The organism is uncultured Helicobacter sp. (assembly GCF_949282165.1).
Classification (GTDB): Bacteria; Campylobacterota; Campylobacteria; order Campylobacterales; family Helicobacteraceae; genus Helicobacter_F.
The window spans coordinates 57,698-82,027 of sequence record NZ_CASDOV010000003.1 but is presented as its reverse complement, the minus strand read 5'-3'; the positions used below and the strand labels follow the sequence as shown (position 1 = coordinate 82,027).

23 protein-coding genes and 1 tRNA gene are annotated in these 24,330 nt (G+C 46.9%); 17 read left to right on the top strand and 7 right to left on the bottom strand.

Features of this window, described 5'->3' with window-relative positions:
* Positions 1–361: 361 nt before the first annotated feature.
* Positions 362–3,844 carry a DNA translocase FtsK gene (locus ACH2BK_RS03025; RefSeq protein WP_395002043.1) on the bottom strand — a complete coding sequence of 1,161 codons (3,483 nt, stop codon included), beginning with the start codon at positions 3,842–3,844 and terminating at the stop codon, positions 362–364.
* A 258-nt stretch (positions 3,845–4,102) separates the two neighbouring features.
* Between ACH2BK_RS03025 and ACH2BK_RS03020 the strand changes: the two genes are divergently transcribed.
* Positions 4,103–5,590 carry a hypothetical protein gene (locus ACH2BK_RS03020; RefSeq protein ID WP_395002042.1) on the top strand — a complete coding sequence of 496 codons (1,488 nt, stop codon included), beginning with the start codon at positions 4,103–4,105 and terminating at the stop codon, positions 5,588–5,590.
* A 14-nt stretch (positions 5,591–5,604) separates the two neighbouring features.
* Positions 5,605–7,560: a ribosomal protection-like ABC-F family protein gene (gene abc-f, locus ACH2BK_RS03015; RefSeq protein ID WP_395002041.1), complete on the top strand. Its 1,956-nt coding sequence runs from the start codon at positions 5,605–5,607 to the stop codon at positions 7,558–7,560.
* A gap of 46 nt (positions 7,561–7,606) precedes the next feature.
* Here abc-f and ACH2BK_RS03010 read toward each other — a convergent pair whose 3' ends face one another.
* On the bottom strand, positions 7,607–8,890 hold the full coding sequence (locus ACH2BK_RS03010) for an ankyrin repeat domain-containing protein (protein WP_395002040.1): 1,284 nt from the start codon (positions 8,888–8,890) through the stop codon (positions 7,607–7,609).
* A gap of 147 nt (positions 8,891–9,037) precedes the next feature.
* Here ACH2BK_RS03010 and ACH2BK_RS03005 point away from each other — a divergent pair.
* The 6 genes from ACH2BK_RS03005 to ACH2BK_RS02980 all read left to right on the top strand — a co-directional run bounded on the left by ACH2BK_RS03005 (position 9,038) and on the right by ACH2BK_RS02980 (position 11,963).
* Positions 9,038–9,125, top strand: a tRNA-Ser gene (locus ACH2BK_RS03005).
* Positions 9,126–9,146: 21 nt separating this feature from the next.
* Positions 9,147–9,770, top strand: a complete 624-nt coding sequence (locus ACH2BK_RS03000; RefSeq protein WP_395002039.1) for a hypothetical protein — start codon at positions 9,147–9,149, stop codon at positions 9,768–9,770.
* Positions 9,730–10,737 (top strand): sulfatase-like hydrolase/transferase, encoded by a 1,008-nt coding sequence (locus ACH2BK_RS02995; protein ID WP_395002038.1) that lies wholly within the window; start codon positions 9,730–9,732, stop codon positions 10,735–10,737. The genes ACH2BK_RS03000 and ACH2BK_RS02995 overlap by 41 nt, the downstream gene beginning before the upstream one ends.
* A gap of 57 nt (positions 10,738–10,794) precedes the next feature.
* The gene (locus tag ACH2BK_RS02990) at positions 10,795–11,151 is read left to right on the top strand and encodes a hypothetical protein (protein ID WP_395002037.1); all 357 of its coding nucleotides are present in this window, start codon (positions 10,795–10,797) and stop codon (positions 11,149–11,151) included.
* Positions 11,090–11,659: a hypothetical protein gene (locus tag ACH2BK_RS02985; RefSeq protein ID WP_395002036.1), complete on the top strand. Its 570-nt coding sequence runs from the start codon at positions 11,090–11,092 to the stop codon at positions 11,657–11,659. The genes ACH2BK_RS02990 and ACH2BK_RS02985 overlap by 62 nt, the downstream gene beginning before the upstream one ends.
* 181 nt (positions 11,660–11,840) lie before the next feature.
* Complete coding sequence (locus tag ACH2BK_RS02980; RefSeq protein ID WP_395002035.1) at positions 11,841–11,963, top strand: hypothetical protein; 123 nt, start codon at positions 11,841–11,843, stop codon at positions 11,961–11,963.
* 17 nt (positions 11,964–11,980) lie between these two features.
* Here ACH2BK_RS02980 and ACH2BK_RS02975 read toward each other — a convergent pair whose 3' ends face one another.
* Genes ACH2BK_RS02975 through ACH2BK_RS02960 form a run of 4 tightly spaced genes read right to left on the bottom strand, consistent with a single transcriptional unit; the run spans position 11,981 to position 15,447 of the window.
* The gene (locus ACH2BK_RS02975; protein WP_394997883.1) at positions 11,981–12,799 is read right to left on the bottom strand and encodes a MetQ/NlpA family ABC transporter substrate-binding protein; all 819 of its coding nucleotides are present in this window, start codon (positions 12,797–12,799) and stop codon (positions 11,981–11,983) included.
* Between the two features lie 28 nt (positions 12,800–12,827).
* Entirely contained in the window at positions 12,828–13,676 is an 849-nt protein-coding gene (locus ACH2BK_RS02970) for a MetQ/NlpA family ABC transporter substrate-binding protein (RefSeq protein WP_395002034.1), read from the bottom strand.
* A 20-nt stretch (positions 13,677–13,696) separates the two neighbouring features.
* Positions 13,697–14,407, bottom strand: coding sequence for a methionine ABC transporter permease (locus tag ACH2BK_RS02965; RefSeq protein ID WP_395002033.1), 711 nt, complete (start codon positions 14,405–14,407; stop codon positions 13,697–13,699).
* An 11-nt stretch (positions 14,408–14,418) separates the two neighbouring features.
* Positions 14,419–15,447 (bottom strand): methionine ABC transporter ATP-binding protein, encoded by a 1,029-nt coding sequence (locus ACH2BK_RS02960; protein ID WP_395002032.1) that lies wholly within the window; start codon positions 15,445–15,447, stop codon positions 14,419–14,421.
* Between the two features lie 184 nt (positions 15,448–15,631).
* Here ACH2BK_RS02960 and ACH2BK_RS02955 point away from each other — a divergent pair, with 184 nt between their 5' ends.
* Positions 15,632–16,471: a substrate-binding domain-containing protein gene (locus ACH2BK_RS02955; RefSeq protein WP_395002031.1), complete on the top strand. Its 840-nt coding sequence runs from the start codon at positions 15,632–15,634 to the stop codon at positions 16,469–16,471.
* 102 nt (positions 16,472–16,573) lie between these two features.
* On the opposite strand, the gene ACH2BK_RS02950 is transcribed toward ACH2BK_RS02955, so the two are convergent.
* Positions 16,574–16,849 carry a hypothetical protein gene (locus ACH2BK_RS02950; RefSeq protein WP_395002030.1) on the bottom strand — a complete coding sequence of 92 codons (276 nt, stop codon included), beginning with the start codon at positions 16,847–16,849 and terminating at the stop codon, positions 16,574–16,576.
* A 367-nt stretch (positions 16,850–17,216) separates the two neighbouring features.
* Between ACH2BK_RS02950 and ACH2BK_RS02945 the strand changes: the two genes are divergently transcribed.
* From ACH2BK_RS02945 to ACH2BK_RS02910, 8 genes are all read left to right on the top strand, one after another.
* Entirely contained in the window at positions 17,217–17,858 is a 642-nt protein-coding gene (locus ACH2BK_RS02945) for a hypothetical protein (protein WP_395002029.1), read from the top strand.
* Positions 17,858–18,754: a hypothetical protein gene (locus tag ACH2BK_RS02940; protein WP_395002028.1), complete on the top strand. Its 897-nt coding sequence runs from the start codon at positions 17,858–17,860 to the stop codon at positions 18,752–18,754. Before ACH2BK_RS02945 ends, ACH2BK_RS02940 begins: the two co-directional genes overlap by 1 nt.
* Positions 18,755–18,774: 20 nt before the next feature.
* Positions 18,775–19,638 (top strand): phosphate ABC transporter permease subunit PstC, encoded by an 864-nt coding sequence (pstC, locus tag ACH2BK_RS02935; protein WP_395002027.1) that lies wholly within the window; start codon positions 18,775–18,777, stop codon positions 19,636–19,638.
* Positions 19,639–19,644: 6 nt separating this feature from the next.
* Positions 19,645–20,502 (top strand): phosphate ABC transporter permease PstA, encoded by an 858-nt coding sequence (gene pstA, locus ACH2BK_RS02930; RefSeq protein WP_394997873.1) that lies wholly within the window; start codon positions 19,645–19,647, stop codon positions 20,500–20,502.
* Positions 20,503–20,511: 9 nt separating this feature from the next.
* Positions 20,512–21,270, top strand: a complete 759-nt coding sequence (pstB, locus tag ACH2BK_RS02925) for a phosphate ABC transporter ATP-binding protein PstB (RefSeq protein WP_394997871.1) — start codon at positions 20,512–20,514, stop codon at positions 21,268–21,270.
* A 210-nt stretch (positions 21,271–21,480) separates the two neighbouring features.
* Entirely contained in the window at positions 21,481–22,146 is a 666-nt protein-coding gene (locus ACH2BK_RS02920; RefSeq protein WP_395002026.1) for a response regulator transcription factor, read from the top strand.
* 1 nt (position 22,147) lies between these two features.
* Entirely contained in the window at positions 22,148–23,827 is a 1,680-nt protein-coding gene (locus tag ACH2BK_RS02915; protein WP_395002025.1) for an ATP-binding protein, read from the top strand.
* On the top strand, positions 23,796–23,972 hold the full coding sequence (locus ACH2BK_RS02910) for a hypothetical protein (protein WP_395002023.1): 177 nt from the start codon (positions 23,796–23,798) through the stop codon (positions 23,970–23,972). Before ACH2BK_RS02915 ends, ACH2BK_RS02910 begins: the two co-directional genes overlap by 32 nt.
* Positions 23,973–24,330: the final 358 nt, after the last annotated feature.

The following is a 24,330-nucleotide window of genomic DNA, read 5'->3' as shown; positions in this document are numbered from 1 at the left end:
AACTTGTTATCGGGGTGTGAGGCAAAGCCCCTTACCCCTCCGCTTACGCGAGCCCATCATTTTGTGCAAGTTTCACTCTCGTGAAACTCGTTGCTGCTCGTGGCAAGTGAATTGCCACTCACTCCGCTACGCGAGCATACATTGCATTTTTATAGAATCTCTTAATGCTGCTACCTCATCAACGCGATTTAGACTAGCACCTTTTTTATAAACCCAATCTAGATTCTGCAATGTCGCTAGCGGATTTTATGAATCTAGCTCTTATTGTCTCAATATATCCAAATCCGCCTCATACTCCCGCGTCTGCATCCCTAGTGTGCGCAGAAGTGCTGAATCTAAAGTGTGAGTGCATACATTCTCCTTAGCGGATAATCTCTCGCACGCCCTTAGCGTTGCGCTTAGAGAGGAAGCCCTCTTTTTCAAGCTGCTCGACATAATTTGTGGCGCGGTTAAATCCTATGCTAAATCGCCTCTGCACGCTGCTTGATGAGGTGTTGCCACTCTCAAGCATAAATCGCTTAATCTGCTCGAGCATATCCTCATCGCCCTCATCTTTGCTCTCCCCGCCTGCGAGCACTTGCTCCTTGTCATCGAGCAGGAAGCTTTTGTCATATTGGGGCTCTCTCTGGGATTTGAGAAACTCCACGACAGATTCTATTTCCGCTTCAGTGCTAAATGGCGCGTGCAGGCGCATAATCGTATCTGAGATTTTAAAGAGCATATCGCCCCTGCCCAGCAGGCTTGCCGCGCCCACATCATCAAGGATCACTTTAGAATCCACCTTGCTGCCGACTTTGTAGCTTATGCGCGAGGGGAGATTGCCCTTTAGCGTGCCTGTCACGACATCCACGCTTGGGCGTTGGGTGGCGATGATTAGGTGCATACCGCACGCGCGCCCCATTTGCGCGATACGGCTTAGCGGGGCTTCAGCTTCACGTCCAGAAGTCTGCATAAGATCTGCAAGCTCATCAATCACAATCACAAAATACTGCATCTCCTCCTCGCCCTCTTCACGCGCCTTTTTGTTGTAGCCCTCGATATCTTTGACGCGCATATCTTTCATCTTTTCGTATCGTCTGTCCATCTCGTGCATTGCGTTGTTTAAGCCCACGATCGCCTTTTTGGGATCAGTGATGATGGGCGTGATGAGATGGGGTATATCGCTATAGAGCGCAAATTCCACGCGTTTGGGATCGATCATCATTAGCCTTAGCATATCGGGCGAGTTGCGATAGAGCAGGGAGAGAATCATCGCATTTAATCCCACGCTTTTGCCACTGCCCGTAGTCCCCGCGATGAGCAGGTGTGGGAGCTTGCGCAAGTCTTGGATAAATGGATTGCCCACGATATCTTTGCCAAAGGCGAGCGCGAGAGGGGACTGCGCGTTTTTAAAGAGCTCAGATTCTAGCACTTCACGCAGGAATATCGTCTCAATAGTATTGTTTGGGATTTCTATACCCACGACATCTTTGCCCGGCACGGGGGCTTGGATCCTGATAGATTTTGCCGAGAGAGCAAGCGCGATATCGTCTTCGAGGTTTAGGATCCTAGAGACTTTGACATTGGGCGCGGGGCGGAACTCAAAGGTAGTAACGATGGGACCTGTGTAGGTGCGCACGACATCGCCATCGATTTTAAAAGTCTTGAGCTTGGCGAGCAAAATCTCGCTTTTGGTATCGATTTCTACCTCATCAATCTCGTTTTTGTGATAATCGGGCTGGTTTAGGAGGCTTGTTGGCGGGAGTTTGAAGTTTAGCGGCGCGGCGCGCTTGCCAAAATCAAGGCTTTTTAGCAATGCAGTGTTTTCCTCAAGCTCACGCACGATGGGGGCTTTTTTGGGCACAGAATCTAGAGGCAGAGAATCCATTGGAGCAGAATCTAGAGGCGTGGATTCTGTGGGTGCAAAATCTATGGAGGCAGATTGTGTGAGTGGCGCGGAGGGCGCGGGCACAGAATCTAGAGGCACAGAATCTAGCGCATTTATAGAATCTAGCGGGGGTGTGGGTTGTGGCGTGGATTCTATAAAGTGTGATTGTAGAGATGGAGTGGGCGCACTAGGCGTGTGTGGCGCGTTAGGCGCGTGCAAATCGCTCGCGGCAGGAGCGTCGTGCGTGGGCGTGGTAAGCGTATCTGTGGGCGCGTGTGAATCTAGGCTAGGGGAGTCTTGGAGTGGGGGCATAGATTGTGCGTTGTTAGATTCTAAATCTTGGGGCTGTGAATCTGTGGGCGTGTGGTTTGGTGCTGTGTGCGTCGTATCGGGGGCTTGGGGCGCGATCTCTTGGATATCAAGGCTAGAGATGAGCTCTGCGACGCTAGCGGGCTTGGGCGTGGGTGGCTGTGGATTGTGTGCGCTCTGCGCGGCGTGCGGATTTTGGGCTGTGTGGGGCGCGCTCTGCGCGCTTTGTGGTGGTGTAGATTCTGTATTGTGCGGCTGTGAATCTTGTGGTTGTGAATGCGGCGCGGGGCGTTGTGGGGCGCGGGGCTCTAAAGGAGTAGGCGCATTAGGACGCGCTGAATCTTGTGGTGTGGCTAGCCTAGCTTTGGGAGCTTTGGTGAAGTTTGCCTGATGAGAATTAGCAATGATGGCTTGTATATCAAGCGGAGCGGGGTGCAAAGTGCCGCCCTCGCTAGGACGCGCTGAATCTTGTGACGCAGCTAGCCTAGCTTTGGGTGCTTTGGGCGTGATGTGCGCGCCATAATAAGCTGTTTTGTAGGCGTTATTTAGCGCGTTTTGGGTGATTTCTTGCTGTCTAGAGAGGGAGACTTCTTGGATAAACTCACTAGATTGGGGTGGCTGTGGGGGCTTGGGGCTAGACTTGAACTCATAGCGTTGCTTAAACTCCTGCACATGCTTTTGTAGCAATGCCTCTGAATCGAGCGCGCTATCTTGCACAAGCTCGATGTGCAAATCCGAGGCATTATCGCGCGTAGCCATCACGGACTGATAAGAGGAGGGATTATGCGCGGGCGCGGTGGGTAAGTCGTGCGCGGCAGTGGTGGGAGTTATGCCACTCACTCCATCGTGCGTGGGCGCGTATATGGGTGTGGTGGGCGTGTGTGAATCTAACTCCACGCTAGAGATTAAATCAGATTGTGGGACTTGTGGTGTCAGTGGGGCTTGTGGGTGCTCATCTAGCTCCTGTGGGAGATTGTGCGCATTTTTGGGGAGTGAATCTAGCGAGAGGGTGTGTATGGCTTGGAGATGCTCTATGCGCTCTTTTTCGCGCTCCTTTCGCGCTTGGGCGTAGCACTGAATCTTTTGCGCGCAAGCTTGGTAGCCCTTTTTGGCGGTGTTTGTCATTGCTACAGAGAGTTTGGAGACAAATGCCCTGCCTAGCGCATAGAGCGAGCGTAGTAGCGTGAAAAAGGCTAATATCATCGCCCATAGCTTTGTGAGAAAGCGTCGCGCTAGAGGCACAATCGCGCGATAGGCTTTTGTGAGCAAAAAGCGGGAGTGCCTAAAAATCGTATCGATATTGCTCTGTGTGGCTACGAGTATGGAGAGTGAGAGGCAGCCTAGCACGAGCACCCACATACCAAAAACGCCGATAAAGCCCTGCAGCAAATGCACCACGCTATTGCCAAAAAGTCCGCTAGAAAAAAGGAGTGATTGGGCTAGCAGCAGGCTCACAAACCCAAGCAGCCAAGCGATGAGCAGCTCAAGCTTGTGAAAGCTAAGCTCGGGGTGTTTGTAGAAATAATACGCTGGATAGAGCAAAAAAAGCAAATACACATAGCCGATGTAGCCAAAAATGCTGAGGTTTATCATCGCAAACTGCTGCCCCAGCACCCCTACCGCGCCGCTCTCGCCCACGATAGTAGCCATAGAGAGGAAGACTAGCACGATGTTGCTAAAGATATAGAGATAGATTCTGCTATGGAAGTTTTTCGCGCTTTTTTTTGGTTTTTTGATAGGGAATCCTTTAGCTAAAATGACAAGTGATGGGCTAAATTATAGCATATTGTGCGCGATTTTCGTTACTATTTGTTACGATTGCGGGGCGAGGGGAGGGGAGTTTTGGGCGGAATATCGTAAGTTTAAAGCTAAATGATGTAGTATGCAGCCCAAACGACTTAATCTAGGCTTTGGGGAGGAGAGGGAATGCACGGCAAGATTCTGCGCTATTCGACACAGACAAAAAATGGCGTGGTTACCAACGCATCTAAGAAAATCTTTGAGCTCCGCGGCAATAGTTGGCACGATCCTAGGACAATGCCAGCTGTGGGTATGTTTGTGGAGTTTCGCTGTGATGATAATGGCTATACGATTGTGGATTGTAGAGCGTCAAGCTATCAGAGCTTCCCAGAGGGCGGGCTTTTGCGCGAGATTGACTTTTGGCGCACCAATACCGATGAGGAGCTAAGGGCAAAGGAGGCTGACGCCAAGGCAAATATCGCCAAGCAGATTTTTGCTAAGACAAATTATGTCAAGCTCTCTAAAATCGAGCTAAGTGCCTCCGCGCAGGAGTGTATCAAGGCTTTTTTTCGTGATGAGTTTAATGCCATCGCATTTTTGGATACGATACAAAAAGATTCTACCCCCACACAGGGCATAATGCTCAGCTATCTCATCATCAAGCCGTTTTTGAGCAAGGCTATTGATTTTCTCGTCTATAACGATCGCCATATCACGATGGATAACTTCACCTCCGAGCTTCAAACCCTAAAGCAGCTTGAATACTCCTACAACCACTTCAAAACCAATGTCAATGTCAATGCCTCCAAAATCTATAAAGAATGCTTCCTAGACGCACAATACCACTACAAGGGCGTGCTGCGCGCCATCGAGGTGTTTAATGAAAAAAAGCTCCAGATAGAAAACAAGGTGCGCGTGTGCGGTATGGAGCTGCGCTCTATCCAAGCCAAGCTTGACGCCAAAAAGGGCGATCCCAAGGTGCTTGAGGCTAAAAAAATAGAGATTGGGAAAATCGTGGCAAAAGCCAAAAGCGATACCAAAAATATCGATATGCTTATCGCTAGGCTTAAGGGTATGAGTGAGGCATTTGTGAAGGATAATTTTGCGACTTTTGAAGTGGTGTTTAATAAAATCTATCAAGTGCTTGTGGATAAGACAAAAGAGGCGCTAGATATCTGTGGCACGAGGCTTGATGATAAGGTATGGAATCTGGGTATGGGCTCACAAGCTATTAAAAATGTGTTTTTCCGTCAGCATATCAACTCGCCATTTTGCGCGATGACTTTTGTCGAAAACCACATAAAGCATCTCAACAAAGCCAAGATGAGCAATAATGAGAGCGTGATTTACAACTACGCCCAACGATACAGCAAGGGCTACAAAAATTATGTGATTTTTTGCGAGAGCGAAGCCTTTGAGCTGGATTTGAAAGTCAAAATCCTCGCCCTAGCCAAAAACAACTATGTGTATGTGTTCCAAAAAGAGATTGAGTTTTTTACCGCGGTAAATAAGATGAAGTTTGAGATATGCTTTATAGATTCAGAGCTGCGCCTCTCAAATCCTAGGGAGATTCTCAAAGCCGGCGTGTCCTCTAAGCGCAACAAAGATACGAAGTTTATGCTGCTTAAAGCTTCAGATATAAAAAACCTCACGCTTTCACAACCTAGCTCTTAAGATTTGTAATCGCTATGACTTTGTGCAGCCTGCTTAGTGCAAGTAAATACTACGAGCACACGCCTATTTTAGAATCTATCAATTTTAGTATCTCCTCACACGAGCGCGTTGCGGTAATCGGGCGCAATGGCTCGGGCAAATCCACGCTACTAAAACTCATCGAGGGGAGCATAGAGCTAGATTCTGGAGAGCGGATTGTGCCCAAAAATCTAAAAATCCTCTCGCTTGCTCAAAATCCAAGCTTCCCGCCAAATGCAAGCGTGCAGGAAGTGATCGCCAATGCTCTCAATACGCTAAAAGACGCACACACAAAGCTACAATCCCTCTCACAAATGATTGAGAGAAACCCACAAGATTTAGACTTGCTCGCACAATACGCGCAGGTGAGCAACTTCATCGATGAGCACAATGGCTGGGATTTGCAATCGCGCGTAGATGAGGTGTTAGAGCGATTTGGGCTCGTGGAGTTCAAAGACAGGCTAGCAGTGAGTCTAAGTGGCGGGGAGCAAAAGCGCGTGGCGTTGTGTGAGATTTTGCTTGGGAGCGTGGATTTGCTCATCCTCGATGAGCCCACTAACCACCTAGATGTGGAGATGGTGGGGTTTTTGGAAAAATATATCCAAGATTGCAAATTTAGTATCGTCTTTGTGAGCCACGATAGGTATTTTATCGAGCATATCGCCACGCGTATCATCGAGGTGGAGAATGGCAAACTCACGGGCTTTGAGGGCGGATATAGCAGCTACCTGCGCAAAAAAGAAGAGATGCTCCGTGCGCTAAATAATGCGCACGAAAATCTCCTAAAAACCCTAAGAAGCGAGGAGGAGTGGCTAAGGCGCGGTGTCAAAGCACGCCTAAAGCGCAATGAGGGGCGCAAGAGAAGAATCCTCGAGCTCAGAGAGGAGGCAAAGAAAAATCCGAGCGTTATTCGTAAATTAAAGCTAGAGCTAGAGCGCGAGTATAAGCGATTTAGCGCAGATGAGGGCAAAAACGCCAAAAAATGCCTTTTTGAGCTCGAAAATCTCAGCAAGGAGCTAAATGGCAAGGTGCTTATTGATAACCTTAGCCTTAGAATCTTAGCGGGGGAGAAAATCGGCGTGGTGGGCAAAAACGGCGCGGGTAAGAGCACACTGCTCAAGCTCCTGCTAGGCGAGAGTGCCCCAAGTAGCGGTGTGATAAAGCGCGGTGCGATACGCGTGGGGTATTTTGATCAGCATTTAGGAATGCTAGATGATAGCAAGGATTTGCTAGAGACTTTCTGCCCTAATGGCGGGAATATGGTAGAGGTGCGCGGGAAGCATATCCACGCGTATGGGTATCTCAAAAACTTCCTCTTCCCCAAGGAGTTTTTGGACAAAAAAATCGGTTTTTTAAGCGGCGGGGAGAAAAAGCGCGTAGCTCTCGCCCTGCTTTTTACTAAAGAAGTCGATGTACTCATTCTCGATGAGCCCACAAACGATCTTGATATCAGCACGATGAATATCATTGAGGAGTATCTCGCGCATTTTAGCGGGAGCGTGATTTTTGTCAGCCACGATAGGTATTTTGTGGATAAGCTCGCCTCCAAGCTCCTCATCTTTGAGGGGGAGGGCGCGGTGAGCGTGGCGTATGTGAGCTATAGCGAGTATCTAGAGGCTAGAGCGGAGATTAGCGAGATAGAATCCATAAGTGATACTGCGTCTAAAGCGGCGCGAGATCCACACAAAGGCGATGAGAGGGGCGCGCCACAAAGCAAGCTAAGCTATAAAGAAAAGCTAGCCCTAGAGGCACTGCCCAGCGAGATCGATGAGCTAGAAGCCCGCATTGCGGATTTAGAATCTGACTTAGCAAACCCAGAGGCATACCAAATAAGGGGCATAGCGGCTTTGGCAAGTGAGCTAGAGGCGTTAAAAAGCGAGTTAGATTCTAAGCTAGAGCGCTATTTCACGCTTGAGCAAAAGGCGTGGGAGCTCCAAAACGCTAAAACTTAAGCGCGTTATAGCTATGTGTTATAGAATCTTACAAGCGATTTTTTCATCATTTTGGCTCCCAGATTCTACCCCTTTTTATCGCGTCGTCTAAAAACATCTGAATGCTCTTGCCAGCACTTGTGTTGGAGTTGCCACGATCTTCCCTAGCATACACCAACGCGCCAGAATCTAGCAAAAAGCGCGTAAGATCTATATCCCCATACATCGCGGCAAGCGTGAGGATCCCGCGCGCGTGATCGTCGCGCTCATTGACATTAGCACCCGCTTTGACAAAGAGCTTCACCACCTCGCTTTTGTCACAATACACCTGCCCCTGCCTCTCCCAAAACTCGCCCTTAAATCCGGGCGTGTGCTTCTCATAAAAGTGCATAATGGGCACGATTTTAGTGTGATTGATCTCAATTGTGTGGTTTGGATTTGCCTTGTGGGCTAGGAGTGCTTGGATACTCGTGCAAGTCTTAGCACTAATGCTTGGATCGTTTGCAAAGATAAGCGGCGTGTAGCCCTCGTTATTGACTTCATCGGGATTTGCGCCAAACTCTAGGAGTAGGGTTACAATCTCTGCGTTGGTTATGCCCAAAATAAGCGCGGTATTGCCAAACTCGTCCATTATGTCGGGATTCACCCCATCTTTGAGTGCTGAATACACGCCATCTGCGTCGTTTGCCCTAATGGCTGCAAGCAGCCCCGCGCTTGAGCTATATCCGTGTTTGTAGCGATAGATTCTGCTTGTGCTCACTTCCTTTGGCGCGATTCTTTGCTCAAACATATCGGGATCTATCGAGGCGTATTTGCTCGCAAAATACGCCATACTCTGCGTGGGGAAGTGCCGCACCTCCTCGCCCATAGCAATAAGCACCTGCGCGTATGCTTGGTAGAGTTTGTATTGGGTTAGGATATTTTCTAGCTTGTAGATTCTCTCTTTTAAATCACGCTGCGTGATGGGCGTATCCACCCCAATCCCTAGCGCGTTAATCTCTAGGCTTAGCTTTTGGGTAGCGTCGTGATAGTCTTTGGGATTATCCACTAGCACGCTTGCTTCATAAGAATCTCGCGAGAGCTTTTGGTAAGTGATTTTGGGATTGATAAACTGCGTGTTGGATTCTAAAGTGATGTGGCTTATCATCTCTTCTGTGGTGGTATCCTCGATGCGCACTTGTTTTATCTCATTATGCGTGCGCACCTGCACGGCGATACTTTGGGAGAGCTCCTCAAGCGCGTTGTTTTTGGCTTCCTCCTGTGTGGAGCCTGTGGCGCTTACCTGCAGATTTTTAGCCCCCAATGTCCCCAGACACGCCCACATTATGCAAATGGCTACAATACCTCTCATAACGCTCCTTTGTGTGAGATTTGTGTGAATCTAAATGGTAGTGTATTTGTGTAAATTGCGCGCGCTTTGGGGTTTGAATGGGATTTAAAGCGCGCAGGGTATAAGAATCTTTTAAAGCTGTTGTGGGCATAATAGCACCCTTTATGTAGAGAGGTGTCCGAGTGGTTGAAGGAGCACGCCTGGAACGCGTGTAAGGTGCAAGCCTTCGAGGGTTCGAATCCCTTCCTCTCTGCCATTGCTTACTTTAAGGATTGTGATGTCTTACAAACGATTTTTTCTCTCTCTTGCCCTTTTTGCGAGCTTTTTTCTGGCTTTTTTGCTTATTTTTGCCACGATTTGGATTAAAAAGACTTTTGGTGCGGAGGTGGAGATAGCCCAGATTCTCTTCCATATCCAATACCCCATCGCCGATACCGATCCCGCCTTTATCAGAGGCTTTGCCCTCAAGGCACTTTTGCCAAGTCTCCTTGTAAGTCTCGCGCTCGTCGTGCCCCTGCGCATTTTGGCTAGCGGCGTTCGTGTGCTGTGGCGTTTGGGACGCGTTGGTATCTCAAAGATCTGTGCGGGTGTGAGGCGCGTCTTTGGCTTTGGCGCGAGGCATAGCGTTGCTCTGCGCATGGTGGCGTGCCTAGGGTTCATCGCCTTTGCCACAAAGCTCATAGATACGAAGTTCCAAGTCAGAGAATTTCTCGCGCAAAATGCTTCAAAAGCCTATGGGAGCTTTTATGAGAGCCATTATGCCACTCCTCCGCTTGAGGAGATTGCCACGCAGTTTGCGAGCCTCCAAAGTCCGCGCAATCTCATCGTGATCTTTGCTGAATCTCTAGAATCCACTTATAGTGCTAAAAGCACTCCGACAGGAATTGGGGGGGGGGGGTAATACCTATGCGCCCTTTGGCGAGCTAATCCCCAACCTTACACAACTCGCGCTTGCAAATGACAACTTTAGCGCCACGGATGCGCTAGGGGGTATCGTCCAAACCATAGGCACGGGCTGGACGATAGCCGCGCTCATCTCCTATAACTGCGCTATCCCCCAAACCCAACTCCCCTACAAAAGCGGCTATAATGACAATGTCGCGCGCTACTATCTCCACTCGGCAGTGTGTCTGGGCGATGTGTTAGATTCATTGGGTTATGCACAGGTGATGTTTCAAGGCACTTCAGCGGATTTTGCTGCTGCGCGAGGATTTTTCACTAGCCACAAGATAGCAATGCGTGATTACAAATACTTTGAATCCCGCCAAATGCTCCAAGGGGATTTCCAAGGTATGTGGGGCGCGAAAGATTCTGTAATTTTTGCATTTGCCAAAGACTACCTACAAGCTTATACAGAATCTAAGCCCTTTGCGCTCTATATCTCCACGATGGACACCCACCACCCCAATGGCTTTGTGGATACGCAATACTGCCAAGGCTTTGAAAAAACCTTTCAAAACGCTGTGCGCTGCTCGGATAAAATCATCAACGATTTTGTCTCATGGGTGCAGAGCTCGAGATTCAAAGACAATACAAGTATCATCATCTTAGGCGATCACAAAAGCATGAAACAAGACTTTTTCCCGCCCGATACAAAGCGCAGCGTATATAACGCCTTTATCAACACGCATTTCCCAAAAGAGAAGCTAAAAAATCGGCTTATTAGCCACTTTGACATCACACCGCTTTTTTTAGAATCTCTAGGGATTTCCATAGAGCGATTTGGGCTAGGGCGCAACCCCCTGTATTCCCAAACACTTCTAGAATCTCTAGGGGAGCAGAGCCTCGCCCAAGGGCTCAGAGCCCCCTCAAAAATCTATGAGGGATTTTGGAATCTCGATAAAACCAAACTAAAGGAGAGCAAATGAAAGCAAAGATTTCTATCATCGCCGTGGCTTTGCTAGCGTGTATCGGGGGGGGGGGCATTGTATAAGCATAAAAGCCTAGCAGAGATCCATACCCTACTCACAACGCACAAAGTAGATTCACAATACCACGACATAGCCACACAGATTGCCTCCGCGCGCCAGAAGTGCGCATTTCCCTCTAGCAGGGACTTAGGGGATTGGCAAAACTTCATCGCACACGCTGGCGGGGCGATTATCCACGAGGGCAAGCCCTACACATACTCCAACTCCAAAGAGGCATTGCTAGCAAGTATCCATAAGGGCTATAGGTTTATCGAGCTAGATTTGATGCTAGATAGTGATGGGGAGATTTTTGGCGCGCACGATTATGCGCATTTTTATGGTATCACCAACGCGCCAAGTCATAGAATCTAACGCCCAGCCAAGCAAGGCGTATATCAGCCAAGCCAAAATTTATGGGATCTTTACCCCGCTTGGCAGGGATTCTATCAATGAGATTTTTAGACAAAATCCATCGGTGTTTTTAGTAACCGACAAGCTCAATGATTTTAGGGCTATCGCCACACAGCTAGAGTTTGGGGAGAGAATCTTAGTCGAAGTCTTTGGGCTAAATAACTACTACAAAGCCCACAAGGAGGGTATCAGATACCCTATGCTCTCCACCAAGGACTTTAAGCTAGCCACAGAGCTTGCCATCCCTATGGTAGCCACCCACACAAGCGCGCTAAGAGATGACAAAAGCGCAAAACTTGCACAAGAATATATCGCAAATGGCGGCTGCATTATGGTATTTTCTAGCAATGAAAAGGAGTTTATGAGTGAGCATTTGGGCTTAAGGGCGAGTAAGTTTTATACAGATTTTTGGGACGCAGAGTCCAAAGACTGCGCACTAGATGATAAGCAAAAATGCAAGACATACTAGGCTCTAGAGTGGCTAAATTGCGCCCCTTGCGCACTGCAATCTAAGCTCAATGAAAAAATCAAGGAACCACAATCAATACCACTCAAAAAAAGCAAGGCTTATGCAACCTATAAACACAACATTAACAAAATGAGTAAGACAGATTTAGAACAACTCGATGAAGAGATTGTAGTCGATATGAATGCGGATTATAGTGATGAGTTTTGAGATAAGGCTCACACACAAGAAGCTAGTGGCAAAATGGGCGAGATATGTGAGGGCAGGCACTCGCCTAAGGGCAAGCACCCAAACCATAAGCGTATAAATATCGCAAGACTTTGACTAAAACACCGGGACGAGCTCGCCTTTGTAAGTTTGCTCGATAAATTCCTTGACTTTGGGGCTTTGGAGTGCTTTTTTGAGCTTGAGAATGTGCGGATTGTCGATATTGGCAGCTTTGACAACGAGCACATTGACATAGGGCGAGCTGCGATCCTCGATGATAAGCGCGTCTTTGGAGCTAAATCCCGCAGGGATAGCAAAGTTGCTATTTATCACTGCGCCCTCGTATTCTTTGACTATGCGAGGGAGGAGTGCCGCCTCTATGGAGATGATTTTAAAGCCCTTTGGATTTTCTATGATATCAGCTTGCGTGCTAGCGAGATTGCTAGGATCTTTTAGCGTGATAAGCCCTTTGTTGTGTAGCAGGATAAGCGCGCGCCCGCCATTTGTAGGATCGTTTGGAATAGCGATCGCACTGCCTTGTGCAAGCTCTGTGATATCACTAATCTTTGATGAGTAAAACCCCATAGGCTCGATGTGGATATCCGCCACCGCGACGAGATCGAGCTTGCGCTCTTTGTTCATCTCATACAAATAGGGCTTGTGTTGGAAAAAGTTCGCATCCAAACTCCCATCATTTAGACTAAGATTTGGCGTCACATAGTCAGAAAACTCCACGATGCTAAGCCGCACGCCCTCTTTTTGCAAATCCTCTTTGATGATTTCTAGAATCTTTGCGTGTGGCACGGGCGTAGCCCCTACTTTGAGCTCCACCATATTTGTTTTTTGCGCCTCATTTTTGCCATCATTCTGCCCGCAGCCACTCACTAGCACCGCCACGCCTAGCACAAACGCCCATAGACTTTGTTTTGCTCTCATTGCACTCTCCTTTGTTTTCTTTATTGTTTTATTTGGCACTCACAGGGATTATCTCGCCCTTGTATTTTTCTAAGATAAAGTCCGCCACCTCTTTGCTTAGCAGCACCTCTTTGAGCTTAGCGATACGCTCATCGTCCTTGTTGTCCTCGCGTGCGACGAGCACATTGACATATTCAGATTTCTCATTTTCGTGGAAAAACGCCTCCTTTATGCTCATTCCAGCTTGCAGGGCGTAGTTGGCATTTATCACCGCGCCATCAAGCGTGGGCAACGCCCTAGGCAGTGCCGCCGCCTCTATGGGCTTAAAGCGCAGATTTTTGGGATTTTCTAAAATATCAGATTCTATAGTCGCGGCAAGATTACTAGGATCTTTTAGCTTAATCACGCCAAAATCGTGTAGCAGGATAAGCGCGCGCGCGAGGTTTGAGCTATCTGAAGGCAGGGCGATATCCGCACCATTTGGGATCTCATCAACACTCGCGTATTTTTTAGAATAAAACCCAAGCGGCACGACATACACGGGCGCTAGGGACACGAGATTAAAGCCCCTTTGGGCGTTTTGCGCCTCCATATAGGGCTTGTGCTGATAGAGATTAGCGTCATTGCTCCTATCATCAAGCGCGACATCAGGCATCACATAATCTGTGAAAACCTGCACGCGCAGTTCCACGCCCTGCTTGGCTAGCAAGGGCTTGGCAAACTCCAAAATCTCGGAAGCTGGCACGGGCGTAGCCCCCACGACAAGCGTTGTTTGTGTGCTTTTAGAATCTATAGAATCTGGCGCGCTAGATTCAGCCTTAGCATTGCCCCCACTCTCTCCACACGCAGCCAAAAACAACGCCACACTTAGCATTACAATGCTTACTACATATCGCATACACTCTCCTTATTTAGATTCTATCTATGCTTTCTTAGGGCTTTGACGATGAGATCGCCGCTGCTTTGCACCGCTTGCACGAGCACCATCGTGATGAGCACTGCATAGATGAGCACATCTTCTCTAAAAGAATTAAAGCCCAAGCGATAGGCCAAATCCCCAAGTCCGCCCCCGCCCACGATCCCAGCCATCGCAGAATACCCCACAAGGCTCACAGAAGTGATCACCACGGCATTGACAAGCGCGGGCTTAGATTCACTAAGCATCATTTTGATAATCGTCCAAGTGTTTGCGCCCATACTCTGCGTGGCTTCTACCAAGTCCTTTGACACCTCTAGCAGCGCGCCCTCAAAAAGCCGCGCGATGAAGGGGATCGCTGCGATGCTAAGGGCGATGATCGCTGCCGATGAGCCCGTGCTGATACCAATGAGATAGCGGAAAATGGGCAATAGCGCGATGATGAGCACCATAAAGGGAAAGGAGCGAATCGTATTAACCACCCAGCCTAGTGTCTTATTAAGCAGTGGCATAGGCTTGATAGAATCTGCGCGCGTGAGCGTGAGTAGCACCCCAAGGGGCAAGCCAAAAATCACGGCAAACACGATAGAAAAGCCAACCATATAGATTGTTTCAAACAAGCCTTTCATCAGCAAAAAGAGCAAATCATTGCCAAAAAGCGCGTGCAAAATATCCTCAAAGATTCTATCGCCTGCGCGCAAAAATTCTTTCATTTTCTATTCCTTTAATCTGCCATTGTTTGGAGCGTTACGCCTTGGGCTTGGAGCCACTCTAGTGCGCGCGTGATATCCTCGCTGACACCCAAAAACTTCACGACTAAATGCCCCACTTCCTTGGCGTTAAATTCCTCGATAGAGCCGCTTAAAATATTCACATCGATACCAAATTTTTTAATCGCTTGGCTGATGAGCGGATTTTGGGCATTTGGTCCTGTGAAAATGATACGATAGACATTATGAGAATCTGCCAAATGCGCCACGACTTCACGCTCATCTTTAGGCAAAAAGGAGATGAGCTCTTTGGTAATCTCTTGTTTGGGATTGGCAAACACCTCCTCCACATTGCCCCGCTCGACTATTGCCCCCTCGCTAATCACACAGACTTTGTTGCAAATCTGCTGCACGACTTCGATTTGGTGCGTGATGAGCACGATGGTGAGCGAGAGCTTGGATTGGAGCTCTTTTAGCAGGGCTAGGATGGATTTTGTCGTTTTGGTATCTAGCGCGCTTGTGGCTTCATCACATAGCAGAATCTTTGGATGATTGGCTAATGCCCTAGCGATCGCCACGCGCTGCTTTTGCCCCCCGCTAAGCTGGCTTGGATAAAAATGTGCCTTTTCCTTTAGCCCCACAAGCTCTAAAAGCTCTAGCACGCGCGCTTTTATATCGCTTTTGCTCCATTTGGCAATCTCTAGTGCAAAGGCGACATTGCCAAACACATCGCGCGCGCTTAGGAGATTGAAGTGCTGAAAGATCATACCGATTTTTTGTCGCTGCTTTTGGAGCTCCTTGGGCGTGAGGCGTAGCATATCCACGCCACCGATATTTACGCGCCCACTGCTTGGCTCCTCTAGGCGATTTATGATACGCACAAGCGTGCTTTTGCCCGCGCCAGAATAGCCGATAATCCCCATTATATCGCCCTCTTGCACTTCCAAATCGATGCCTTTGAGCGCGCAAAAGCCGTTGGGATAGGTTTTTTGAATCTGCTCTAATGTGATGATGGGACACCCCTTACATAAATGATGAAGCATTTATATTTTACAAATAAGCGCGAGATTCTATCACAAAATTTTTAAAATACAATATGTGTTTTTGATTTTTTACATAGTTTTGGAGCAACACACCAAACTTTACAAAAATTTTACAATCACTACTTATGCATTTTACACAGCACCTTTATAATGCCCTCGTATTTCAAATCACAAGGAGAATACGATGAAAAACACATTTTCAAAATTGGCATTAGGCATACTTGCGGGACTAACCCTTAGTGCAAATACGCTTCTAGCAGAGGCTATCCACCCTATTTCGCGTGAGATGGGATCTGGGACACGCGGGGCGTTTGTAGAGATCTTTGGAATCCAAAAAGAAGTCAAGGGCAAAAAGATTGACGCCACCACGACAAAAGCGGAGGTTACCAACTCCACAGGCGTGATGATAACAAGCATAGCCAACTCTAAGAGTGCTATTGGCTATATCTCACTAGGCTCGCTCAATGATACAATAAAGGCTCTCAAAGTCGATGGAGTAGCCCCAAGCGTGGAAAATATCAACAACAAAAGCTACAAAATCTCTCGCCCCTTTAATGTCGTAACCAAAGAGGGCAAAGATTCTGTGCTAGCTACGGACTTTTTGGGCTATGCGGTGAATGCAAAAGCCGTGATAGAAAAGGCGGGCTATATCGCTAATAAAGATTCTAAATTTAGCTCCAAAAAGCCAAGCGGCAAGCTCGTGATTGCGGGCTCTAGCTCGGTAACGCCTTTGATGGAAAAAATCGCAGAGAGCTATAAGAGTGTCAATCCAAACGCCACTATCGAGATTTTACAATCCGATTCTACTACGGGGGTAAATTCCGTCGTGGAGGGGATAGCTGATATCGGTATGGTCTCTCGTGAAGTTAAAGAATCGGAAGTCAAAAAGGGGCTAAAAGTGCAAGTGCTCGCTACTGATGGACTAGCTGTGATTGTCAATAAAGCCAATGGGCTTGATAATATCTCAAAAGAGCATGTGAAAGGAATCTTTATGGGAGAAATCACAAAATGGGAAGAGCTTTGATCCGTTATGGCATTCGGCTTTGAGCGACTTTTTAGGGAATCTGCGCTCGGTGCTTGGTCATTACCGATTAAGGTAAATCCCTGCGCCCCTCGCTTGATAACCCTAAAAATTCATCTCAAATCCTAGAATGCCCGGCAAGCCTTGATGAGATTCTACGAAAGTAGCAGATTCTAAAACAGCTTTAGATTCTAAACTTCTGAATCTAGAATCTAAAGCTTTCTTAGATTCTGAATCTACCCTAGATTCTGCACTTGGCTTGCCTATAACATTATCCCGTGCGGAGCACCCGTAAGAAGCGTCGTCGGGGTGGGGAGAGGTTGAGAGGGGAGGGAGCGACCTTCGCGCGCGTGGCTTTGCCACTCGCCCACACTTGCACATTCAAGCCCCTCCCCCCTCTCGCATAAAACAAGAGATGTGGAGAATCTAGGAAATATTCGTAGGACAAGAGATTTAAAGAAGCTAGATTCTGAAATAACTTTTGTTTTAGATTCTAGATTGCTTCGTTTCACTCGCAATGACAATGCTTCTCTAGATTCTATATTTGGCTTTGCCTCTTGCATTCTAAGATTTTAGATGAGATGCTGGAGCGAAGCGAGGAAATCCCAGAGGGTAAAAGTGGGTTGCAAGAAAAAGCGCGAGGGCGCATACTTAGCGTATGTAACCAAGCCAAGTCGCTGAAATCATTTAAAGATTACACAAAGAGACGAATTTCTAGAATCTAGAGGTTTAACGATAAGGAGTGTTGATGAACACAAACAAACCAAGTCAAGATGAGATTATCTATGAGTTTGCCTACACATTTCCCAAGACACTTGGGAATCGCATTGTAAAGATTTTGGATAATACCGCTTTGACTATCGCCCTTTTTGTTGCTGTGTATTGGTGGTGGTATTTTTTTGAGATGATTTTTGTGACCTCAAATTATGTATCTTTAAGCGACTTTCTTTGGGGTGGGATTTTTGCCTTTATACTCATAGTTTTTTTGTGGTGTATTATCCGCATAGTTGATATGCTCCTCCTCCAGCCACATAGCAAAATACTACTAACCCAAAAAGGTATGTATGTCAAATCGGTGTCATTTATGAGTATGAAACTTTGGTATGACCATAGATTCTATGAGTATGGCAGCTTTGGAGCATACATAGGGATAGGCGGAGGGCAGATAGGGAGCTTTGGGATTCTCAAAATCTATGGCATACACAAGAGATATAGTATCTTTGCAAGGAATGCAAAAATGTATATGTTTGCCGACAATAGAGAATCTCAAGATGAGAAACAGCTCATTAGCCTATTACGCGAAAAGACACGGGAAGCATTAGAAAAACAAGGCATAGAATGCCATAATGCCAAAGAAATCATACAGCATTTGTATATAAAGGAGTTTTGATGAGAGATTGGGGAGATTTTCCATTATTTAATGATTCTTCATATTATCAACAAGAGCAAGCAAAGATAGAGAGTGCAAAAACGCGTATCTTTTATGATAAAAATGTAGCATTCTACAAAAACAAACAAGAGGATAGTTTAGAGATCAATATTACAGGATTATCTTTTAAAGGAAATGGTTCAGACATCGGTATGGCGACTATCAGTAGTGTGTTTGTCTCTATCACACAAGGCATTGATGAGCTAAGAAAAGCTGGACATCTAAATATCAAAGGAGTTGGTTTCACGAAATGGATTTTCACACTAGAAAGCCTAGCCATAACTTTTACTTACAATCAAGGCACAAAAGAGTGGTATAGAGGTGTTGTGGCTGTTATATTTGAGCTTTTAACCATTGTAGTAACCATAATAGTTACCGCCTCTCTTACTTGGTGGCTTGCTATTATTGTCGCCGCACTCATTGCCTTTCTCGCTGCCATTTTTAGCAATACCCAAATGGGTAAAAACGCCATAAACACTTTAGCAGAAATCATCAAAACTAATGCTGAAAAAGCAAAGCGATTTTTTGATCAAAAAATAGAAGAGTTTTTTAACCTTTCTTATGGCGATACAGGTTTTTGGAAAAATATTTGTGAGGATATAGCCTGCAAGGATTTTAGTGAGGAAAGCCTATATGATTTGCTCTCATATTGCGAATACTGCAAGGCAGATGGATTATCTGTGCGAGGATATTTTAGCAATCTTTTTGATGGTCATTATGATATGGAGAAACTATGCGACTCCACTGGTCGCTTTAGTGAAAGTTATAAAACCACAATCCAAGAGGCTTTTACACATAGTATGAAACGCAAGAAAGATACACTTGCCTATAACACAAGTAAGCCTAAAAATTCATAGAATCTAAGAAAGGAGCTACGATGACACACATTTTTTATAAATACAAAGAGAAGTTTTTCGCCACTCTCTTTGCCTTTTGTGCGATGGTTTCTATCCTCGCTGTGGCGATGATATGCCTCTTTTTATTTAGCAATGCCCTGCCCACTATCCACCAAATCGGTGCATTTGATTTCCTTTTTGGGTTAGATTGGTATCCAATTGAAGAGATTTTTGGGATCTTGCCTATGATTGTGGGCAGCTTGTATGTGACCGCCCTTGCTATCCTTATTGGTGTGCCTTTGGGTGTGCTAAGTGCGGTGTATCTCTCGCAGTTTTGCCCGCCTAAAATCGCACGCTTTTTGCTGCCCGCTGTGGAGTTATTAGGGGCGATTCCTAGCGTGGTGTATGGGTTTTTTGGGCTTGTGGTTATCGTGCCATTTCTCTCTCATACCTTTGGGGGGATTTCGGGCAAAAGCGTGCTCGCTGCTGCGATAATCCTCGCCATTATGGTGCTTCCTACGATTATTCTCGTCTCTAAGGCGGCAATAGATTCTGTGCCAAAGAGCTATTATGAAGGCGCGCTGGCTCTGGGCGCGAGCGCGGAGAGGGCGGTGTTTTTTGCTATGCTCCCTGCGGCAAAATCAGGGATACTAGCTAGCGTGATTTTGGGCGTGGGCAGGGCTATTGGCGAGGCGATGGCAGTGATAATGGTAGCGGGCAATCAGACGCAGATCCCTAGCAGCGTGCTTGAAGGCGTGCGCACGCTCACCACAAATATCGTGATGGAGATGGGCTACTCGGAGGGCTTACATCGCGATGTGCTCATCGCTAATGGCGTGGTGCTCTTTGTGTTTATCCTGCTTATCAATGTGAGCTTTAACCTGCTCAAAAAAGACAAGGCATAGGGGGCGATGATGAAAGAATATCTAGATTCTCTATGGCGGGAAGTGCGCAAAAAAGACAGAATCTCACTTGTCTTATTCCTCGCACTGCGGCTTTCACTCGTCGGCGTGCTTGGGGTGTTTGTGCTTTTGGTAGGATTTATTTTTATCAAAGGTATTGCCTATCTCAATCTGGACTTGTTCGCGTGGGAGTATAACTCACAAAATGTCTCGATGATGCCTGCTATCATCAACACGCTCACGATGGTGTTTGTCTCGCTGCTGATTGCTATGCCTCTAGGGATTTTTGGCGCGATTTTTTTAAATGAATATGGCAAGAAACAATCTAAGATTTTAGGCGTGATCGCCGTGGCGGCTGAGACGCTTGTGGGCATTCCCTCTATCGTGTATGGGCTCTTTGGGTATTTGGCGTTTGTGATTTACTTTGGGCTAGGCTATAGCCTCATTGCGGGCTGCCTCACGCTTAGCATTATGGTGCTGCCCCTTATCCTGCGCAGCTCTCAAGAGGCATTGCTCGCCGTGCCGCTAAGCTATCGCGAGGCGAGTTTCGCGCTTGGGGCGGGCAAACTTAGGACGATTTTTTCTATCGTGCTGCCCGCTGCAGCTCCGGGGATTTTGGCAGGAGTGATTTTGAGCATTGGGAAAATCGTGGGGGAATCTGCTGCGCTGCTTTATACCTCCGCGAGCGTGGCAAAGGTGGCGGGTATGCTAGATTCTGGACGGACTTTGAGCGTGCATATGTATATCATCTCTAGTGAGGGCTTGCATATCAATGAAGCCTATAGCACGGCGATGGTGCTCATCCTCATCGTGCTTGGGATTAATTTCATCTCAAACATAGTCGCCAAAAAACTCACAAAAGCATAAGGAGCACAAATGGATAAAAAGCTTATCTTTAGTATCAAGGATATGAATCTTTTCTATGGCGATTTTCACGCGCTAAAAAATATCAATATGGATATTTACAAGGGCGATGTAACCGCCTTTATCGGTCCTAGTGGCTGTGGGAAGAGCACCTTTATTAAGAGTCTTAATCGTATGAACGATCTCGTGGAAGGCTGCAGGATAAAGGGCAAGATTCTCTTCCGCGGGGATAATATTTATAAAAAATACGATGTTAATGATTTGCGCAAAAAGGTGGGTATGGTGTTTCAAAAGCCAAATCCTTTCCCGATGAGCATTTATGACAATATCACCTTTGGTCCCAAAACACACGGGGTGAAAAATAAAGCCAAGCTAGATTCTATCGTGGAGGAGTCTCTAAAAGATGTGGGGCTGTGGAAAGATGTCAAGGACAGACTGCACAAAAGCGCGCTCTCCCTAAGTGGTGGGCAGCAGCAGCGGCTGTGTATCGCGCGCACGATTGCGATAAATCCCGAAGTGATTTTGATGGACGAGCCCACAAGCGCACTCGATCCTATCTCTACGCTCAAAATCGAGGAGCTCATCGCCAAGCTCAAAAAAGAATACACCATCATCATCGTTACGCATAATATGCAGCAAGCGCATAGAATCTCCGATAAGACGGCGTTTTTTCTACTAGGGGAGATGATAGAGTTTGATGAGACACAAAAAATCTTTAGTAAGGCAAAGGATAAGAAAACCCAAGATTATATTGAAGGAAAATTTGGGTGATTGCTAAAATGATAGAATCTAAGGCGGGTTTATAGAAAAGGTGCTAGCTCAAGGGGTGTCAATGATGTGGCGACACCAAAGATTCCAGAATCTCGCATTTAGATTCTGTGTATGCTCGCGCAGCGGAGCGAGCGGAGATTCACTCTCCGCGAGCGGTAACAAGTTTTTGCCATAGCAAAAACTTGCATCAAATTAATGAAAGGATTCAATGTGGTTTATGTCTTAGAAGATGACGATTCAATCCTCGAGCTTGTGCTCTATGCGCTCAAATCCCAAAATATAGAATCTAGCGGCTTTGGTAATGCCAAGGCGTTTTTTGAAGCCTGCAAGATTCAATCCCCAAGTCTCGTGGTGCTCGATGTGATGCTGCCGGGCACAAGCGGATTTGAAGTGCTAAAGCAGCTAAAAAGTAGTCCCAAAACGCGCCATATTCCCGTGCTTTTGCTCACGGCACTAAGCAGCGAGTATGACAAAGTCAAGGGCTTGGATTTGGGTGCTGATGACTATCTCACTAAGCCCTTTGGCGTGATGGAGCTACTCGCGAGAATCCGCGCTATGCTAAGGAGGATAGAGCGCAATGAGGAGGATATATGCTTTGAGGGACTGGAGTTTTCTTTCACCAAGCACCAAGTGGCGCTGGAAGGCAAAAAGCTCGATCTCACGCTTAAAGAATTTGAGCTCCTAGGCTTTTTGCTCAAAAACAAAGAGCGATCCTTTAGCCGCGAGGAGATACTAGAAGTCGTGTGGGGGCAGCACTACACCACGCAGACGCGCACGCTCGATGTGCATATCAAAACCCTGCGCCAAAAGCTCGGGGAGTGGAGCAAGAGGATAAAAACTATCCGCGGCGTGGGCTACAAGCTCGATAAGGAATAATATGCGACAAAAAATCTTTAGCGCGATATTTTTTAGCTGTGCGAGCCTGCTAGTGGTGGTAAATATCGCGCTGCTCATCGTGCTAGAATCTTCCCTCCAAACCCAAGCCTTTGATATGCTAAGACAAGAAGCCACCTCGCTAAAGCCCCACTTAGATTCACTCATAACCTATGAAAGTGCCCCTAGCTCCTATCGTATCACGCTTATCGCGCCTAGCGGCGAGGTGCTCTATGATACGCATTCGGATGTGAGTAGAAGCGAAAACCATAGCCAGCGCGTAGAGATTGAGGGTGCGCTCCAAAGCGGACAAGCCCAGAGCGTGCGCTATTCAGACACGCTTAAGCACGATATGCTCTATTTTGCGACGATGGCGAGTTTGGGCGATGATGAGGTGGTGCTGCGTCTCGCGTTAGAAAAAAGCACGATAGAGGATTTGTTTGTGCAGTTTTTGCCCTATTTTGGGCTAGAGTTTTTGGGCTGTTTGCTTTTAAGTTTTGTGATTGCTAGGATCCTCACGCGCTCCATCATCGCGCCCCTGCGCACTATCAAGCTCGAAAACCTTAGCAAAATCCCCTATGATGAGCTAAAGCCCTTTGTCCAAAAAGTCAAAAACGAGCACAGACTTGTCAAAAATCAGCTCAAAATCCTCAAACAAAAGCAAAGTCAGATTCTGCTCCTTGCCCAAAATATGAGCGATGGCTTTTTGCTACTCAATAAACGGGGCAAAGTCCTGCTCGCTAACAAAAAAGCACAGGCGTATCTAGGAGGTGCTTTGCAAAATATCTATGAGAGCAAGGATACATTTTTTTTGCAAAAAACACTTTTTTTGCTCAGTAGGTTTAAAACAGAGCGTTCCACGCCCCAGACACTAGAGTTTGCACACAAAGAATGCGAGCTGCTCTTTGGTCCGATTTATTCTAAGAAAAAGTTTAAGGGTATGATGGTGCTCGTGCGGGATTTAAGTGCTAAAAAAAGGGCGCAAATGCTGCAGCGGCATTTTAGTGCCAATGTAACCCACGAGCTCAAAACCCCGCTCACCTCAATCCTTGCTGCTAGCGAGATGATGAGCAATAACCTCGTGGCAAAGGAGGATTTTTCAGAATTTGTTGGCAAAATCGAGCGTGAGGCGGGGCGGCTTTTGGCGATGATCGATGAGGTGCTAAAGCTCTCATTCCTCGATGAGCAGCGCGAGCTCACACACACGCTGCCTATGCAAAAGCTAAGCCTCAAAGCCATCATTCAGAGCGTGCTTGAACGCTTGAAACTCATCGCCCAAAAGCAGCATATCAGCATCCACACCAAGCTAGAGGATTGCGCGATAATGGGCAATGCCGAGCTTATAGAAAACCTCGTGTATAACCTCTGTGACAACGCTATCAAATACAACAAGCCCAAGGGTTCAGTGCATATCGCGCTCCAAAAAAGCGATGGCAAAGTCGTGCTAGAGGTGCGCGATAGTGGCGTGGGGATACCAAAAGATGCGCAAGAGCGCGTGTTTGAGCGGTTTTTCTGTGTCGATAAGGGGCGCAGCAAGCAGCTAGGCGGCACGGGGCTAGGACTCTCCATCGTAGAATCTGTGGCGGGCTATCACAACGCGAGTGTGAATCTAAAGAGCAAATTAGGCGAGGGCAGCACCTTTAGCGTGTGCTTTGGGCAAGCCGCCACAAGCCCTGCGCATTAGCTTAGATTCTGTGTGTGGGGGCATTTGGCTCTTTGCTTCGCTCACGCTTACAACAGCTTTGCTCAAGGAGCAATACATCGGGGAGTTTGTCGCTCACTTGCTCGATAGATACTCTAGTCTTATCTCCTCGCTTGCGATTGCATAGCCCCCTTTACCCCCTAGGATTTCCTCACTTCACCCCTCCCTTGTTTTACAACAAGGCGCAGCCAAAATTTCTTTCATAAATCTTAGAATGCCCGGGCAAACCAAGCGCAGAATGTAAGGCAAGTTCAGAATCTATGGAGCTAGATTTTGTAAAAATTTGAGAATTTATATTTTACTTTTGTGAATCTAGGTTGGATTCTGTATTTTGCATTTGAATCTAAACTTGTCTTAAAAACAAAGTTTTTTAAAAAAGCCAAATGCCACAAACACAGAATCTAGGCTCGCCCTTTGTTTAAGAGTGGGGATTGATAAAGCCAAAAATTTTTATTTCTTAAGCGCATTGAATGCGGAATTTTGTA

Excerpts from the sequence above, each read along its gene's own strand:
- ACH2BK_RS03020 (WP_395002042.1), top strand. The coding sequence starts at position 4,103 with ATGCACGGCAAGATTCTGCGCTATTCGACACAGACAAAAAATGGCGTG.
- abc-f (WP_395002041.1), top strand. The coding sequence starts at position 5,605 with ATGACTTTGTGCAGCCTGCTTAGTGCAAGTAAATACTACGAGCACACG.
- ACH2BK_RS03010 (WP_395002040.1), bottom strand. The coding sequence starts at position 8,890 with ATGAGAGGTATTGTAGCCATTTGCATAATGTGGGCGTGTCTGGGGACA.
- ACH2BK_RS03000 (WP_395002039.1), top strand. The coding sequence starts at position 9,147 with ATGTCTTACAAACGATTTTTTCTCTCTCTTGCCCTTTTTGCGAGCTTT.
- ACH2BK_RS02980 (WP_395002035.1), top strand. The coding sequence starts at position 11,841 with ATGCGGATTATAGTGATGAGTTTTGAGATAAGGCTCACACACAAGAAG.
- ACH2BK_RS02975 (WP_394997883.1), bottom strand. The coding sequence starts at position 12,799 with ATGAGAGCAAAACAAAGTCTATGGGCGTTTGTGCTAGGCGTGGCGGTG.
- ACH2BK_RS02970 (WP_395002034.1), bottom strand. The coding sequence starts at position 13,676 with ATGCGATATGTAGTAAGCATTGTAATGCTAAGTGTGGCGTTGTTTTTG.
- ACH2BK_RS02965 (WP_395002033.1), bottom strand. The coding sequence starts at position 14,407 with ATGAAAGAATTTTTGCGCGCAGGCGATAGAATCTTTGAGGATATTTTG.
- ACH2BK_RS02960 (WP_395002032.1), bottom strand. The coding sequence starts at position 15,447 with ATGCTTCATCATTTATGTAAGGGGTGTCCCATCATCACATTAGAGCAG.
- ACH2BK_RS02955 (WP_395002031.1), top strand. The coding sequence starts at position 15,632 with ATGAAAAACACATTTTCAAAATTGGCATTAGGCATACTTGCGGGACTA.
- ACH2BK_RS02950 (WP_395002030.1), bottom strand. The coding sequence starts at position 16,849 with ATGTGCAAGTGTGGGCGAGTGGCAAAGCCACGCGCGCGAAGGTCGCTC.
- ACH2BK_RS02945 (WP_395002029.1), top strand. The coding sequence starts at position 17,217 with ATGAACACAAACAAACCAAGTCAAGATGAGATTATCTATGAGTTTGCC.
- ACH2BK_RS02940 (WP_395002028.1), top strand. The coding sequence starts at position 17,858 with ATGAGAGATTGGGGAGATTTTCCATTATTTAATGATTCTTCATATTAT.
- pstC (WP_395002027.1), top strand. The coding sequence starts at position 18,775 with ATGACACACATTTTTTATAAATACAAAGAGAAGTTTTTCGCCACTCTC.
- pstA (WP_394997873.1), top strand. The coding sequence starts at position 19,645 with ATGATGAAAGAATATCTAGATTCTCTATGGCGGGAAGTGCGCAAAAAA.
- pstB (WP_394997871.1), top strand. The coding sequence starts at position 20,512 with ATGGATAAAAAGCTTATCTTTAGTATCAAGGATATGAATCTTTTCTAT.
- ACH2BK_RS02915 (WP_395002025.1), top strand. The coding sequence starts at position 22,148 with ATGCGACAAAAAATCTTTAGCGCGATATTTTTTAGCTGTGCGAGCCTG.